This is a genomic window from Nitrobacter sp. TKz-YC02, from assembly GCF_049852135.1.
Classification (GTDB): domain Bacteria; phylum Pseudomonadota; class Alphaproteobacteria; order Rhizobiales; family Xanthobacteraceae; genus Nitrobacter; species Nitrobacter vulgaris.
This window is the reverse complement of record NZ_CP180728.1, coordinates 1,815,161-1,829,403: the sequence shown is the minus strand read 5'-3', so window position 1 is coordinate 1,829,403 and position 14,243 is coordinate 1,815,161. Positions and strand designations below refer to the sequence as shown.

Here is a 14,243-nt window from a genome sequence, read left to right as displayed (position 1 = left end):
GCCGGCCGGTGGAGAACCGCGCCGGCCGAAAGGTTCAGCCGCGGGCGCGGATCGGGCGGAGCAAGAACGCCGGCAGGTGTGAATGGTCTCCCGGCTCGGAGACCGCTTCCCGGCGTGGTGCGGGTGCGCGTCCGATTGAAGGCGGCGACGGCGCGGCTATGGATGCTGCGACCGGCGCGGCAGGGGCCTCGTGCCTCTGGCGATCCCCACTGGAACGGCGCGGTTTGCGGGCTTCGCGCTTTCCGCCGCGTGCATGACTCTCGCCGCCCTTGTCGCGTGCCTGGCGGGATCGAGAAGGCTTTCCTGCAGCCGCTTCGCTGGCACCGGCTTCCGCGACTACTTCGTTCGCACCAACATCGTAGCCGGGAAGGTCTGCCTTGGGTATAGCCTGACCGGTCAACTTCTCGATGGCTGCGAGTGATTTGAAATCCACGGGGCAAACGATCGTGATTGCGGTGCCGGCGCGACCGGCGCGGCCGGTGCGGCCGATGCGATGGACGTAATCGTCGGGATGGTGGGGGACATCGAAATTGAGGACGTGGCTGACTTCGGGAATGTCGAGACCGCGGGCAGCTACGTCAGAGGCGACAAGCAGCGGCAGTTCCCCCTTGCGAAATTGCTCGAGTGAAGCGGTCCGCGCCGACTGATCCATATCGCCGTGAAGGGCGCCGACGCTGAAGCCATGCTTCTGAAGCGATTTATAAACAATGGCGACGTCGCGCTTGCGGTTGCAAAAGATGATTGCGTTCTTGAGCTCCTTGGCTTCGCGCAGCAGGTGGCGCAGCAGCTCACGCTTCTCGTGCGGTTCGCGGCTGCAACTGACCTGCGATTGCGTCACGGTCGCCGCCGTGGTTGCGGGCCTGGAGACCTCGATCTTTTCGGGATTGTGCAGAAAGGCGTCCGTGACGCGACGGATCTCGTTCGGCATCGTCGCCGTGAAGAAGAGGGTCTGCCGCGTGAACGGCACCAGCTTGCAGACGCGCTCGATGTCGGGAATGAAACCCATATCCAACATCCGGTCGGCTTCATCGATCACCAATAGTTCGACGCCCGTGAGCAGCAGGCCACCGCGTTCGGTGTGATCGAGCAGGCGGCCCGGAGTTGCGATCAGCACATCGACGCCGCGAGTCAGCTTCAAATCCTGATCGCCGAAGGAAACGCCGCCGATCAGAAGCGCCACGTTGAGTTTCTGGCCGGCGCCATACTTGTCGAACTGCTCCTTCACCTGAGCGGCGAGCTCGCGTGTCGGCTCGAGGATCAGCGTGCGGGGCATTCGCGCCCGGGCACGGCCCTTCTCCAGCAATGTAAGCATGGGTAGGACGAAGGCGGCGGTCTTGCCGGTGCCGGTCTGAGCGATGCCAAGGACATCGCGACGCGCCAGCACGTGGGGTATAGCCTGGTCCTGAATGGGGGTAGGGGAGGTATAACCTGCGGCCGCAACAGCGGCGAGCACCTTGTCGGACAAACCGAGATGAGAAAAAGACATTGAGCCTCTAGTGCGGTGTTCAGAAGTTCTCTTCAGAAGTGCGGCAGATTCATTAAGAGAACTTCTGAACCAAACCGCACTAGCATACTTCGTTTTCGAGCGTCCTCTCGAATACGAAGCTCGCTCGTCACCCGCGTCCATGCGGGGCGAACTTCGTATTCAGGACGCTCGCCGAAACCGCCGTTCGGAATCGAAGGTAAAAGGCTGTCGCGCTCAACCCCTTAACGGCGTGCTCATAAAAGCGAAGGGGGCTCTGACTTACGCTGACGGGCGGCTCACCGGGAAATCGTGTTCGGGTCCCGGGCCGCGTTGGCCGGAACATAGGGGCGAACCAGCCAAAGTCAATGCGGAAATGGCGAAATGCCGAAAAACCTTAATGTTTCTGCCTAATCCGGGCGGAGATTTTCGGCAGGTGGAGTTTTTCCGGTCGGCAAAGCAGCCGGCAACGGGATGAACCGCGGTCGATATTTGGCCGACTATGGCATAATCCAATTTGCTTTGCGCGCGGTGATCGCTGAAACACGGAATATGGGAAAGTTGGAATGAGGGGCATTTCGGTCGAACGCGCGACGCTGTTGGGCATTGCATCCGCGTTCCTGGTGCTCGCAAGCCCTGCGCTGGCCGCCAAGCGTATCGCACTCGTGATCGGCAACAACGACTACAGGAACGTTTCGAAACTTCAGAAGGCCGTCAACGATGCCCGAACCATGGGTGACGCGTTGAGGCAACTCGGCTTCAGCGTGATGGTTGCGGAAAACCAGACCCGTCAGGCATTTAGCCAGACGCTGCTGGCGTTCGATCAGCAGATCGAGGCCGGCGACACCGCGTTCTTCTTCTACGCTGGTCACGGCTTCGAAATCGCCGGCCAGAATTATCTGCTACCGACCGATGTTCCGGCCGCCACCGAAGGGCAGGAGGAGCTAGTCCGTGACGCTTCGATCCTCGCCGACCGCATCGTTGAGAGGTTGCAGAACAGGAAGGCCCGCACGTCGGTTTTGGTGTTCGATGCCTGCCGCAACAATCCGTTCGAGCGCAAGGGCACGCGCGCGGTTGCCGGCGGCGCAGGACTCGCACCGATGACCGAACTGCCGGAAGGCGTGTTCTCGGTGTTTTCGGCCGGCCCCCGCCAGACGGCGCTCGATCGTCTGTCGGACAACGACAGCAATCCGAACTCGGTATTCACCCGCATCTTCGCGAAGGAATTGGTGCAGCCCGGAGAGACCATGGTGCAGGTGGCGCAGCGCACCCGCCGCACCGTCAGCGAAATGGCCGAGACGGTGCGGCACAAGCAAGTGCCGGTCTATTTCGATCAGATGGTCGACGATGTCTTTCTGAACGGTCCTACCAAAGCAGAGCCGCTGACGGCGCACGCCGAGCCTGCCCAGAAGGTTGCAGCGCTACCCGTCGCACCGCTCAAGCCGCCGTCCAACGAAGCGGTCAACGCGCCGATTGCAAATTTCTCGCGCCACAACGGCGGGTGGACCGTCGTGTTCTCGATCGCCGATCCCGCGCTCGGGATTTCCTGGCGCATGGATGACAGCGGCCAGTTCAAGGAAACCGGCTTTCTCGATACGCTCGATCCACGAACCCGAAAGCGCATGCCAAATCCTGCGATCGAGCTTGCCGCCGACGCGCCGGCCGCGACAATCCAGATGCGCTATGTCGATGCCAACGGCGAAGTACAGGGACCATTTCCGATCCGGTTCGATCCGGATGCCGCACTGGTCCGCGATCAGCGGAAAATCCTCGACATGACTGCCACGAGCTGGTTGTCGTTTCGTCAGTTTAATGGGCTACTCGTCTATTACACCCACCTGATGTCATATCGCTGCGCGATCCGCGAGGTGAAGATCGGAATCGACTCGTCGGTGCCGGATCGCGCGCTCAAGATGCCGCCCTGCGATCCGCTTGATCCCGTCGCAATTCCGCATGACGCCACGCCATATTTGAAGCTGCCGCCTGCAACGAAAACCATATCGGTTGAATTGACCTATCGCGACGGCAGCGTATCGGAGATCAAAAGTTTCCGTCGCTGATTTCTTGGCTCCAAGAACTCCGCCGACTGTCATAGCGGCGCTGCGCATGGCTTCCGACCTCACAAGAGGATCGGGCCTGATCTCTGGCCGTCAATTAACCCACGGATTATAAGTGCCAACACTCCAGACCTGGCCCTCAGGATCGCGGCAGGTGAAGTCGCGCCCTCCATAGTCTTTGTCGGAAATCTCGAGAACGATGATGGCGCCGTTGGCCTTGGCCTTGTCATAGACAGCGTCGGCATCCGGCACGACGATGTAGGCGCTCTGAGTCACCAGGTGATTGGTCGTGGCCGGCTTCTGAACCTTGGCGAAGTCGTCGTCGCGCGCCGAACCCAGCATGATCATGCCATCGCCTAGCGACAGTTCGGCATGGACAACACCGCCGTTGCCGTCGTCATGAACGGCTTTGCGGATAAAGCCGAAGGTATCGCACAGCCAATCGATCATTTTGTGTGGATCGCGATAACGCATCGCGGGAATCACGGTTGAACTCATTGCCTAGCCTCCTTGCAGTTGAGGTCTCCCTGAATAAGACCGCAACTTGCTGCTGGAATCTAGTCAACTAGTTAGCGCACCCCGTGATAATGCTTATACGTCCAGCATATCCTCGCTGGCGAATTCCGCCTTGTCGGAGATGAAGGCGAAGCGCGCCTCCGCCTTGGTACCCATCAAACGCTCGACCGAATCCGCCGTATCCTCGCGATCGTCCGCCAGCAGCATCACGCGCAACATTGCGCGCTTCGCCGGGTCCATGGTGGTTTCCTTGAGTTGCGCCGGCATCATCTCGCCGAGCCCTTTGAAGCGGCCGACATCCACCTTCGCGTTGGCGTTGAACTCGCTCTTGAGCAGCGCATCCTTGTGGGCGTCGTCGCGGGCGTAGACCGTCTTGCTGCCGTGGGTCAGGCGATAGAGCGGCGGCACCGCAAGATACAAATGACCCTCGTCGATCAGGTGCGGCATCTGCCGATAGAAGAACGTAATCAGCAGCGATGCGATATGCGCGCCATCGACGTCGGCGTCCGTCATGATGATGACTCGCGAATAGCGCAAGTCCTCCTCGCGATAGTTGGTCCCAGTGCCACAGCCCAGCGCCTGGATTAAGTCAGCCAATTGAGCGTTAGCGACGACCTTGTCTTTGGTCGCCGATGCCACGTTGAGGATTTTGCCGCGTAGGGGAAGCACGGCCTGCGTCTTGCGATCGCGCGCCTGCTTCGCGCTGCCGCCGGCCGAGTCGCCTTCGACGATGAACAGTTCCGAACCTTCGGTTGCGGTGTTGGTGCAGTCGGCAAGCTTGCCGGGCAGGCGCAGCTTCTTCACGGCGCTCTTGCGCGAGGTTTCCTTCTCTGCACGACGGCGCAACCGTTCGTCCGCGCGCTCGATCACAAAATCGAGCAGCTTGTTGGCCTGCACCGGATTGCCGGACAACCAATGATCGAACGGATCCTTGATCGCCTGCTCGACGATCCGCGAGGCTTCGGCGGTGGCAAGGCGGTCCTTGGTCTGGCCCTGAAACTCCGGTTCACGCACGAACACACTCAGCATCACGGCCGCCCCGACCATCACATCTTCAGACGTGATTGGCGCGGCGCGCTTGCCGAGGCCGACACGTTCGGCATGATCCCTCAGTCCACGCAGCAGCGCGCTGCGTAAACCGGACTCGTGGGTGCCGCCGTCAGGTGTCGGTACCGTGTTGCAGTAGGAGGACAGGAAGCCGTCGGCGTCCGCGGTCCACGCCACCGCCCATTCGCAAGCGCCGTGTGCGCCGTTGCGGCCGGACTTGCCCGAGAAGATGTCGGGATGAACCAGGGTGTCCTTGTGGATCGCGGCGGCAAGATAATCTTTCAGGCCGCCGGGGAAGTGAAAGGTTGCTTCCGCCGGGACGTCATCAACGCCCTTGAGCAGTTCCGGCGCGCAACGCCAGCGGATTTCAACGCCGCCGAACAGATACGCCTTCGAGCGCGTCATCTTGAAAAGGCGCTGCGGCTTGAACGCGGCCTTTGCACCAAAAATTTCGGTGTCCGGCTTGAAGCGGATGGTGGTACCGCGGCGGTTGGCTATCCTGCCAAGGTCTTCGAGCTTGCCCCGAGGGTGACCGCGCTCGAAGGTCATCTTGTACAGATTTTGGCTGCGCGCCACTTCCACCTCAAGGAGCGAGGAGAGGGCGTTGACCACGGAGACGCCGACACCGTGTAGGCCGCCGGAGGTCTCATAAACCTTGGAGTCGAACTTGCCGCCCGAATGCAGCGTACACATGATGACTTCGAGTGCAGACTTCTTTGGGAACTTGGGGTGTGGGTCGATCGGGATGCCGCGCCCGTTGTCGGTGACGGTAAGGAAACCGTCGGCGGTCAGTTCGACGACGATAAAAGTCGCGTGGCCGGCCAACGCCTCGTCCATGGCGTTGTCGATCACCTCCGCGAACAAGTGGTGCAGTGCCTTCTCGTCAGTCCCGCCGATGTACATTCCGGGGCGGCGGCGGACCGGCTCAAGCCCCTCCAGCACTTCGATGTCAGCGGCGGTGTAGCCGGCCTCAGCTCCCGATACGGGAGTTGAAGCTCGAGCGGGGACGCGGCCCTTGACGTCCGAAGCCGCGAAAAGATCGCCAGACTTCTTCTTATTAGCGTTCGATTTCAGTGATTTGGCCATAATTATTCAGATATTGCGTACGGCTGCGTATGAAAGAATCGGCTGCGCCGACTATGCCATGGTGGTTTCGTGCCGTCCGCGTCTTTGTGACTTGAAGTCGCCTGACGGGGGTGGCTTACCTGTGGCGGATCTGGCGGGGAAGAGGTTTCCTGGCTGCATTTGAGATTTGACGAGAGGCGCTGTGGAATGGAAAACGTCGCACGTGGCCTGGTCGACTTCGTGCGCGATCATCAGGTTTGGGCTGCCGCTGTCGTTCTGGTGCTTGCTTTCGGCGAATCGCTCGCCTTCATCTCGCTGCTGGTCCCGGCGTGGGGCGTACTGGTGGCCATCGGCGCGATGATGGGGCCTGGTCAGATCAATTTCTGGCCGGTGTGGGTAGCCGGGGGGGTCGGCGCGGCGCTCGGCGACTGGCTGTCCTATTGGATCGGCTTCACCTTCAAGGAACAGGTCGCTTCGATCTGGCCGCTGTCGCGACATCCCGGCCTTCTGCCCCGCGGCGTGGCCTTGGTTGAGAAATGGGGTGTCCCATCGATCTATATCGGGCGGTTCTTCGGACCACTGCGCGCCACCGTGCCACTCGCCGCAGGCATTTTCGAAATGCCGTCCTTGCGATTTCAGTTCGCCAACTGGACATCAGCGCTGATCTGGTCGGCGGTGCTGCTGCTGTTCGGCGACCTGATTTCACGGATCGTCGAATGGGTCTGGAGCGCGATTTGAGTCTGACGAACGGAGAGCCGGCTGTCGCGCAACCACCACAATGAGTTACAAGCCGCAGACGCGAGCGCGCTCGCGGATGCTAGGATAATGTCATGACCGGCACAGACACCAGGATGAAAAGCACCGCTTCAAGCGGCGATACGGCGAGCAGACCAACAGTGTTCGTCGATGGCGCATCGGGAACGACTGGCCTCGAAATCCGTCAACGGCTTGATCGGCAAGGCGACGTCAATGCCAAAAGCCTCCCTGAGGACAAGCGGAAGGATCCGGCCGCCAAGCGCGCGCTCATGGCGGAAGTCGATCTAGTCATCCTCTGTTTGCCGGACGACGCGGCGAAGGAAACGGTCGCATTGATCGACGACATGGGTGCTGACGCGCCGAAAGTGCTGGACGCCTCGACCGCCTTCCGCGTCGCGCCGGACTGGACCTACGGCTTTCCGGAACTGACGCCGGATCAGGCGGACAGGATCAAGGCGGCGCGCAAGGTTGCGAACCCCGGCTGCTATCCGACCGGATCGATTGCGTTGCTACGGCCGCTGACCGATGCCGGCCTGATCCCACGGGACTATCCCGTCACCATCAATGCGGTGAGCGGCTATTCCGGCGGCGGCAAATCCATGATCGAAAGTTTTGAGAAGGGGACCGCGCCGGCATTCGAACTCTATGGACTCGGCTTCGAGCACAAGCACCTGCCGGAAACGCAGAAATACGCGAACCTGACGCGACGGCCGATTTTCGCGCCATCGGTCGGCGACTACCGGCAGGGTATGCTGGTGTCGATCCCGCTGCACCTCGACACGCTGCCCGGACAACCCAACGGCGCGGCACTTCATGAGGTGCTGGCGAAGCGTTACACCGGCAGCATCTATGTCTCGGTGATGCCGCTGGACAGCGCCACGACCAAAAGCGGAAGGATCGAGCCGGAGTCGCTGAACGGCAGCAACAAGCTCGAACTCCATGTCTTCGCCAGCGATAAACATCGGCAGGCCGTCCTGGTCGCGCGGCTCGATAATCTCGGCAAGGGCGCATCCGGCGCGGCGGTGCAGAACATGCGGCTGATGCTCGGGCTGAAGGATGAGGGGACGGATTAGATCGCTTCCTTTGGCCGGAGCGTTCGTTTCAATGCAATCAACCTTCTGCCGGTCCAGATCGCCAGATCAGCCAGCAGAAAAACGTAGAGTTGGCTCGACCCGCGGCCGCGAAGGACCCGTTGCAGTCATTACGATGTGGTTCGGGCCGAATAATTAGCAGAAACTATGGGGCGATTTGGATTCCGTTTGACACGAACTCTTGCAGCTCTCATGTCGGGTCATGAGTTGGAAAACAAATACGATCGTGGTTCGTCCTGCGCTCCTCGGTGCCGATCCCGATGAGTTTCTCGGACGCCTTGGATATGAGAAGCGCCGCAAGAGCAAAGAGGTACTTCTCGCGGAGTCAGGTGGTGCCAGCATTTGGATTGGTGCGATCAGCGATCGCATAATCGTGTACACGCCTCTCGCAGGACATTTCTTTGATGGCTGTGTTGATGGTCCAGTCGATCAAGACTTCTCCTTTTTGAGGAGCGCGCTGTTTCGGCATTTCCCCGAAGCGGATATCGCCGCGTTTTTTCTAGACTCGCGCGTCGGCGCCTGGGGTTTTGCTGTTTTTCGTAGGGGAGCTTTGATTCGCCGTTTCTACGGACATGATGGAACCATAATAGGCGATGAAGGTTCGCAGTTGCCCGCCGAGAACGCCTATCTCGCAAACTGCGACCGCGTCGAAGTCGACGGGGAAATTCTGTACAGAAGTCGTTCTGATCTTGGCGATGAGCCGCTCAGTTTGGCCGATCATGGCGAGGGACTGTTTTGCGAGGTTTGGCGATCGTTTACAGGCTACGGGTTCGATGCTCCCGAGCTTTTGCAAATCCCTGGCAGCGATTTCTGGTTGAACGACGACGAAGATGAGTTCCTTGCGAGGCGAAGACGTCCGTGGTGGAAGTTTTGGGGCTGACGCACGCCCCTGTCGGCCGCGACCACAGATCAAAACTAATCCATCTCACAAAGCGATAAGAGTTTGCAGCATCACTATGTGGCGTAGGGTCGTTGTGGCGGCGACCGGTGCACAAGGGAGCGCTGCACGTCATGCCCGCCGAAAGGGGTAAATAAATCAGCCCGCACGCGGGACGCGGGGGCGTAGGGCACAACTAGGTCGCCTCCTTTCGCGGGAGCGTTCGTTTCCACGCAATCAACTTCCGGATGGTCCAGATTACGAGATCAACCAGCAGAAAAACGTAGGAAAGCAAAGGCGCAGACCATCTGTCACGGCGACAGCGCAGCGTTATTTTCGCGGGCAGCGCGGCACAAACACATTCCAAAAGTTTATCTTGAAGACCCTAGCTGCGATCGGCATTGCAGGACTGATTGCTGCTACTGGTACACTCTGGTTCTCGACGAACTCAAATGTTGTCGTTGAAAAAATGAGCCGATGAAACCGAACCCCGACCTGCCCACGTTCGAGCAAGTGCGGGAGCGCGTTTCGCGGACCATCGTTTCGGATTTGTCGATCTCTAGCACATTCAGCCGCACCTTCCGGATCGCTATCATGTGCGGGCTCCGCAACACCAAGCCAGGAAATCTCAATGAACAAATTCGTCAAATTCACCGACGCCGCCACCAGCCATGAAATTTTCGTCAACGTGACTCATATCATCGCGGTTACCCCGACTTCAGCAGACCGAACGCAAACGTGGGTTCACACGGCAAATCCTCAAAATCCGACATTCACGATCGACGAGAATGTCGACGCAGTGATGCAGAAGCTAGGCAGTTAGCCTTTTCCCTTCAGCACCGGACAATCCCATGGCTACTCTTTCGATCTTTCCGAAGGCAGCAACCCGTGTTGGCTGACTCGACCCGATCGCGAATGACGCGACGCAGTCATTTGAGCGGTTCAGAAATGCTTCCAGCGAGCCCATTCGGCGTGCGTGCGAATGGTTTCGAATTTCTGTGGTAAGTTACGTCCGGTCGGTTTGTTTGTGGGAGATTGCAAATGCCAGGATCATCCGATGCGGTGAGAGTGATCCAGCCCGGCAAGACCTATGTCGGCAAGCAGGGCTTTACCTACGGAGCCGGCGTATCGAAGGAGACGGCTGGAACAAAGCAGGTCTGTTTGAATGTGCTGCCCATGCCTCCGGGTGCCAAGGCAAAGGTCCATTACCACAAGGGTATCGAGACGATTGCTTACCTTTTGGAAGGTGAATGCGCCGTCTACTATGGCGACAAACTTGAGCATCGTCTCGTCGTCAAGGCCGAGGACCAGGTCTATATGCCTAAGGATGTTCCGCATGCTCCATCGAATGAGAGCGGAGCGCCGTGCAAGTGGCTTGTCGTGCATTCATCCGGTAGCGATCAGGACGGCATCGTCCTGCTACCAGAACTTGATGCAATATTGGCGCAGAGGCTGGGCGCGACAGCGTCGTAAGTCATAAATTCGTGCTTCTGCTGTTCGTCCTTTGGGACTGCTGTCCAACTCTGAAATCTCCGTTCCTCGGGGCAGACCGGAAGCGGCGAGCGGGCGACCAAAGCGGCTTTTTTGACCCGAACCGATCACGCATCAGTTAGACAACGATTGATCGGTTCCACGATACCAAATGCTGACTGCTTCCCGCCAATATGATATATTAGGTCAATGCATCCCAATCGCGGGAGCGTGACCGGCACTGCCACGCAAAATCAATGCGATAGGCGTTGAGCCGCACGATGGAGGAAGCTATGTCCATCGAAAGCATTCTGAGGCGGAAGGGCCCTGACGTCACAACAATAGGTCCGGAAGCCAATATCAAGAGCGCGGCGGGCTGGCTCCGCGCAAAAAATATTGGCGCTCTCGTTGTGACGAGTGGAAACGCAATTCTTGGCCTCCTTTCCGAACGTGAGATCGTTGACGCATTTTTTCGGTACGGCGAGGCAGCCGGGTCGATGCGTGTGAAGGAAGTCATGCAGCACGGTGTGACCACCGTGTCCCCGGACGAAAGCGTCACTCGCGTGATGAAACTGATGACGCACCAACGCGTGCGACACTTGCCGGTAGTTCTTGGCGGCAAGCTAGCCGGCATCGTCAGCATCGGCGATGTAATCAAGTATCGGCTGGAGGAGCTGGAGCTTGAGGCGAACGTCCTACGTGATGCCTACAGCATCTCGCGTTGACGGCTCGGGCATCGCTCATAAGCCTGCCCGTGTTTGATCTTGTTCCAATTTGAACGAGAGCCCACTCGCTTGGGCTTGGCGTGCATGCTCGCGCGCACCTTGGGGATGCCCGCTATTGGTGGCCCATCGGGCGCAAGCGGGTCATCACGAGCGCACGCGGACGTAGCTGTCCGGCGCATCCTCGATCGGCGGCTAGCGCTGATCCCTCCTCAATTTGTGCTTTGATCTAAGTCAACATCGGCAAGTTGGGTGCATTCAGGCTTTCTTTTTTGAGCCGCGGAGGCATTCAATGAAACTCAGTAGTTTGCTTGCAGGCGCGAGTCTTTTCGTCCTGAGTTCTGTCTCGGCATTTGCTCAGGTCACGGCTACTCCAGGTTCACCCGGTGCCACGACCACCATCGACGGGAAGCAGATTCCACCGCTCCCTCCGGCGTTCGGCGGGATGATCAAGGAGAAGGCCTCGGAGTCAACCGCCTGGTGGGCGCCCCGTGTCGTGCCGCCGAAGGGCGCTCCCAACGTGTTGCTCATCATGACAGACGACCAGGGTTTCGGGGCACCGAGCACCTTCGGCGGTGTTATTCCCACACCCGCAATGGATCGCATCGCTGCGCAGGGCCTGCGGTATACCAATTTCCATTCTACCTCGCTGTGCTCACCGACGCGGGCGGCCCTTATCACCGGCCGCAATCATCATTCTGTCGGCTTCGGAGTGGTCGGTGAAATATCGACGGGATTCCCAGGTTACGACTCGATCATTCCAATCGAGAAGGGCACCATCGGCACCATCCTGAAAGCGAACGGGTACGCGACCTCGTGGTTCGGCAAGGACCACAACACACCCTCGTTCCAGTCGAGCCAGGCAGGGCCCTTCAATCAATGGCCTAACGGCATGGGCTTCGAGTATTTCTATGGTTTTGTCGGCGGTGACGCCAGCCAGTGGCAGCCGAACCTGTTCCGCAACACCACGGCTATCTATCCTTTCCAGGGCAATCCCAGCTGGAATCTGGAAACCGCCATGGCCGACGAGGCCATCCAGCACATCAAGCAACTCAAGGAGATTGCGCCGGACAAGCCGTTCTTTGTCTATTACGTGCCGGGCGCAACCCACGCGCCACATCACCCGACACCGGAGTGGATCGAGAAGATCGGCGGTATGCACCTGTTCGATGACGGCTGGAACAAAGTGCGCGAGAAAATCTTCGCCAATCAGAAACGCCTGGGCATTATGCCGGAAAATGCCAAGCTGACGCCGTGGCCGAAGGAATTGCCGCAATGGGACTCGCTCGGTTTGCTGGAGAAGAAACTCTTCATCAAGCAGGCCGATGTCTATGGGGCTTACCTCGCTTACGCAGACCATGAGATCGGCCGCGTCATCCAGGCGATCGAAGATCTCGGAGAGATGAACAACACCTTGATCATCTATATCGGCGGTGACAACGGCGCGAGTGCCGAAGGCATGATCAACGGTACGCCGAACGAATTCACGACCTTCAATGGTGTCCCGGTGCCGGTGAAGGCTCAGTACCTCTGGTACTCGTTCTGGGGCTCGGACAAGACTTTCCCGCATTTTGCTGCGCCGTGGGCCTGGGCGATGGACACTCCATTCAAGTGGGTCAAGCAGGTGCCGTCGCATTTTGGCGGGACCACCCAAGGCGTCGTCATGTCCTGGCCTGGCCATATCAAAGATGCCGGAGCTATCCGTCGCCAATTCCATCATGTCATCGACATCGCTCCAACCATCCTCGAAGCGACCGGCATTTCGCAAGCTGATACGATCGACGGTATCAAACAGAGCCCCATGGAAGGGGTGAGTATGGCGTACACGTGGGACAGCGCTAACGCCGACGCCAAGACGACGCACACGACCCAATATTTCGAGATGCTCGGTAATCGCGCCATCTATCATGATGGATGGATTGCGGCCACGACGCCGATCACGCTTCCATGGGCGTTAAGCAGCGCGCCTCCACCGGATGTGATCACGGGGTACAAGTGGGAGCTCTATAACGTCCAGGAAGATCCTACCCAGTTCAACGATCTGGCCGCCGAGATGCCGGACAAAGTCAAGGAGCTGCAAGCTATCTTCGATGTCGAGGCGAAGAAGTACAACGTGCTGCCGCTCGATAACACGACGCTCGCGCGTTGGAATACGCCGCGTCCAAGCCTGACCGCAGGGCAGACGGTATTCACCTATTCAGGCGGGCTGACCGGTGTGCCGGCAAGCGCTGCGCCGAGCATCCTCAACAAGTCCTATACCATCACCGCCGAGATCCAGATTCCCGAGGGCGGCGCTGAGGGCATGATCGTCACCGAAGGCGGACGTTTCGGCGGCTACGGGCTGTTTCTGAGCAAGGGTGTGGCGGGCTTTCGGCGGGGCAAGCCTGTATTCCTCTATAACCTTCTCAACCTGAAGCGCACGATCTGGTCGGGACCGGAATTGAGCGCGGGCAAGCACACCATCGTTTTCGACTTCAAGCTTGATGGGCCGGGATTAGGGAAGGGCGGCACGGGCGTACTTTCAGTTGACGGCAAGGAAGTAGACCGGAAGTCCATTGAACACGGCACGCCTGTCACGTTCCCGGAGGACGAGACCTTCGACGTCGGCCAGGACACCCGGACCGGTGTCGCGATGCTCGAGTATCGCTACGATACTCCGTTCAAGTTCACGGGCAAGATCAACAAGCTGACGTTCAAGCTCGGACCAGTGCTGAAGGATCCGGCGCAAGCCAAGGCAGAGCTCGGACAAATGCCGGCACCCGAGCCGGATTCCATTGAGAGGGCGAAGCCTCAAAAACCATCCGCGAACGTTGGGAAGAAATGAAAGGCGCATTGGTGTTTGCTGCCGTCAGCGAAGCTGCAACGGGATTGGCGCTGCTGATCGCCCCGTCGCTGGTGGGCCAGTTGTTGCTGGGCGAGCAGCTTTCCGGTGTCGCAACGCCGGTCGCGCGTGTCGCCGGCATTGCGCTGATTGCTTTGGGGATCGCCTGCTGGCCAAGGTGGCCCCCACGCGCGGGCATGTTGATCTACAGCGGAGCCGTCGCCCTATATTTGGCTTACCTCGGTTTCGCAGGCGGATTGACCGGCGTTCTTCTGTGGCCGGCAGTCATCCTTCATCTCATACTGACCGCTCTCTTGATGCGCGACGGCCCGCAAATCCGCGATCTATAGCCTTTTCGA

The 14,243-nt window shown here is 59.3% G+C and carries 12 protein-coding genes; 9 read left to right on the top strand and 3 right to left on the bottom strand.

Annotated elements, in window-relative coordinates; all coding sequences use genetic code 11:
* Window positions 1-34: 34 nt before the first annotated feature.
* On the bottom strand, window positions 35-1,486 hold the full coding sequence (locus tag ACM561_RS08675) for a DEAD/DEAH box helicase (protein WP_425909464.1): 1,452 nt from the start codon (window positions 1,484-1,486) through the stop codon (window positions 35-37).
* A gap of 542 nt (window positions 1,487-2,028) precedes the next feature.
* Here ACM561_RS08675 and ACM561_RS08670 point away from each other — a divergent pair.
* Window positions 2,029-3,522: a caspase family protein gene (locus ACM561_RS08670; RefSeq protein WP_425909462.1), complete on the top strand. Its 1,494-nt coding sequence runs from the start codon at window positions 2,029-2,031 to the stop codon at window positions 3,520-3,522.
* A gap of 90 nt (window positions 3,523-3,612) precedes the next feature.
* Here the strand turns inward: ACM561_RS08670 and ACM561_RS08665 are convergent, their stop codons facing one another.
* Window positions 3,613-4,017, bottom strand: coding sequence for a VOC family protein (locus tag ACM561_RS08665; protein ID WP_425909460.1), 405 nt, complete (start codon window positions 4,015-4,017; stop codon window positions 3,613-3,615).
* A gap of 93 nt (window positions 4,018-4,110) precedes the next feature.
* On the bottom strand, window positions 4,111-6,168 hold the full coding sequence (gene parE / locus ACM561_RS08660; protein ID WP_425909459.1) for a DNA topoisomerase IV subunit B: 2,058 nt from the start codon (window positions 6,166-6,168) through the stop codon (window positions 4,111-4,113).
* Between the two features lie 186 nt (window positions 6,169-6,354).
* On the opposite strand from parE, the gene ACM561_RS08655 reads away from it, so the two are divergent.
* The 8 genes from ACM561_RS08655 to ACM561_RS08620 all read left to right on the top strand — a co-directional run bounded on the left by ACM561_RS08655 (window position 6,355) and on the right by ACM561_RS08620 (window position 14,234).
* A complete protein-coding gene (locus tag ACM561_RS08655) occupies window positions 6,355-6,885 on the top strand; it encodes a DedA family protein (RefSeq protein WP_425909457.1) in 531 nt (176 codons plus the stop codon).
* 92 nt (window positions 6,886-6,977) lie between these two features.
* The gene (gene argC, locus ACM561_RS08650) at window positions 6,978-7,976 is read left to right on the top strand and encodes an N-acetyl-gamma-glutamyl-phosphate reductase (RefSeq protein WP_425909456.1); all 999 of its coding nucleotides are present in this window, start codon (window positions 6,978-6,980) and stop codon (window positions 7,974-7,976) included.
* Between the two features lie 220 nt (window positions 7,977-8,196).
* Entirely contained in the window at window positions 8,197-8,874 is a 678-nt protein-coding gene (locus ACM561_RS08645) for a DUF6928 family protein (RefSeq protein WP_425909454.1), read from the top strand.
* A gap of 628 nt (window positions 8,875-9,502) precedes the next feature.
* On the top strand, window positions 9,503-9,694 hold the full coding sequence (locus ACM561_RS08640; protein ID WP_425909453.1) for a hypothetical protein: 192 nt from the start codon (window positions 9,503-9,505) through the stop codon (window positions 9,692-9,694).
* A 218-nt stretch (window positions 9,695-9,912) separates the two neighbouring features.
* Window positions 9,913-10,344, top strand: coding sequence for a cupin domain-containing protein (locus ACM561_RS08635; protein ID WP_425909451.1), 432 nt, complete (start codon window positions 9,913-9,915; stop codon window positions 10,342-10,344).
* 290 nt (window positions 10,345-10,634) lie between these two features.
* Window positions 10,635-11,066, top strand: a complete 432-nt coding sequence (locus ACM561_RS08630; protein WP_425909449.1) for a CBS domain-containing protein — start codon at window positions 10,635-10,637, stop codon at window positions 11,064-11,066.
* A 289-nt stretch (window positions 11,067-11,355) separates the two neighbouring features.
* Window positions 11,356-13,887: an arylsulfatase gene (locus tag ACM561_RS08625; protein ID WP_425909448.1), complete on the top strand. Its 2,532-nt coding sequence runs from the start codon at window positions 11,356-11,358 to the stop codon at window positions 13,885-13,887.
* Window positions 13,884-14,234, top strand: coding sequence for a hypothetical protein (locus tag ACM561_RS08620; RefSeq protein ID WP_425909446.1), 351 nt, complete (start codon window positions 13,884-13,886; stop codon window positions 14,232-14,234). The genes ACM561_RS08625 and ACM561_RS08620 overlap by 4 nt, the downstream gene beginning before the upstream one ends.
* The last annotated feature ends 9 nt before the right edge of the window (window positions 14,235-14,243 follow it).

Coding starts and splice junctions, on each gene's coding strand:
- ACM561_RS08675 (WP_425909464.1), bottom strand. CDS start 1,486: ATGTCTTTTTCTCATCTCGGTTTGTCCGACAAGGTGCTCGCCGCTGTT.
- ACM561_RS08670 (WP_425909462.1), top strand. CDS start 2,029: ATGAGGGGCATTTCGGTCGAACGCGCGACGCTGTTGGGCATTGCATCC.
- ACM561_RS08665 (WP_425909460.1), bottom strand. CDS start 4,017: ATGAGTTCAACCGTGATTCCCGCGATGCGTTATCGCGATCCACACAAA.
- parE (WP_425909459.1), bottom strand. CDS start 6,168: ATGGCCAAATCACTGAAATCGAACGCTAATAAGAAGAAGTCTGGCGAT.
- ACM561_RS08655 (WP_425909457.1), top strand. CDS start 6,355: ATGGAAAACGTCGCACGTGGCCTGGTCGACTTCGTGCGCGATCATCAG.
- argC (WP_425909456.1), top strand. CDS start 6,978: ATGACCGGCACAGACACCAGGATGAAAAGCACCGCTTCAAGCGGCGAT.
- ACM561_RS08645 (WP_425909454.1), top strand. CDS start 8,197: ATGAGTTGGAAAACAAATACGATCGTGGTTCGTCCTGCGCTCCTCGGT.
- ACM561_RS08640 (WP_425909453.1), top strand. CDS start 9,503: ATGAACAAATTCGTCAAATTCACCGACGCCGCCACCAGCCATGAAATT.
- ACM561_RS08635 (WP_425909451.1), top strand. CDS start 9,913: ATGCCAGGATCATCCGATGCGGTGAGAGTGATCCAGCCCGGCAAGACC.
- ACM561_RS08630 (WP_425909449.1), top strand. CDS start 10,635: ATGTCCATCGAAAGCATTCTGAGGCGGAAGGGCCCTGACGTCACAACA.
- ACM561_RS08625 (WP_425909448.1), top strand. CDS start 11,356: ATGAAACTCAGTAGTTTGCTTGCAGGCGCGAGTCTTTTCGTCCTGAGT.
- ACM561_RS08620 (WP_425909446.1), top strand. CDS start 13,884: ATGAAAGGCGCATTGGTGTTTGCTGCCGTCAGCGAAGCTGCAACGGGA.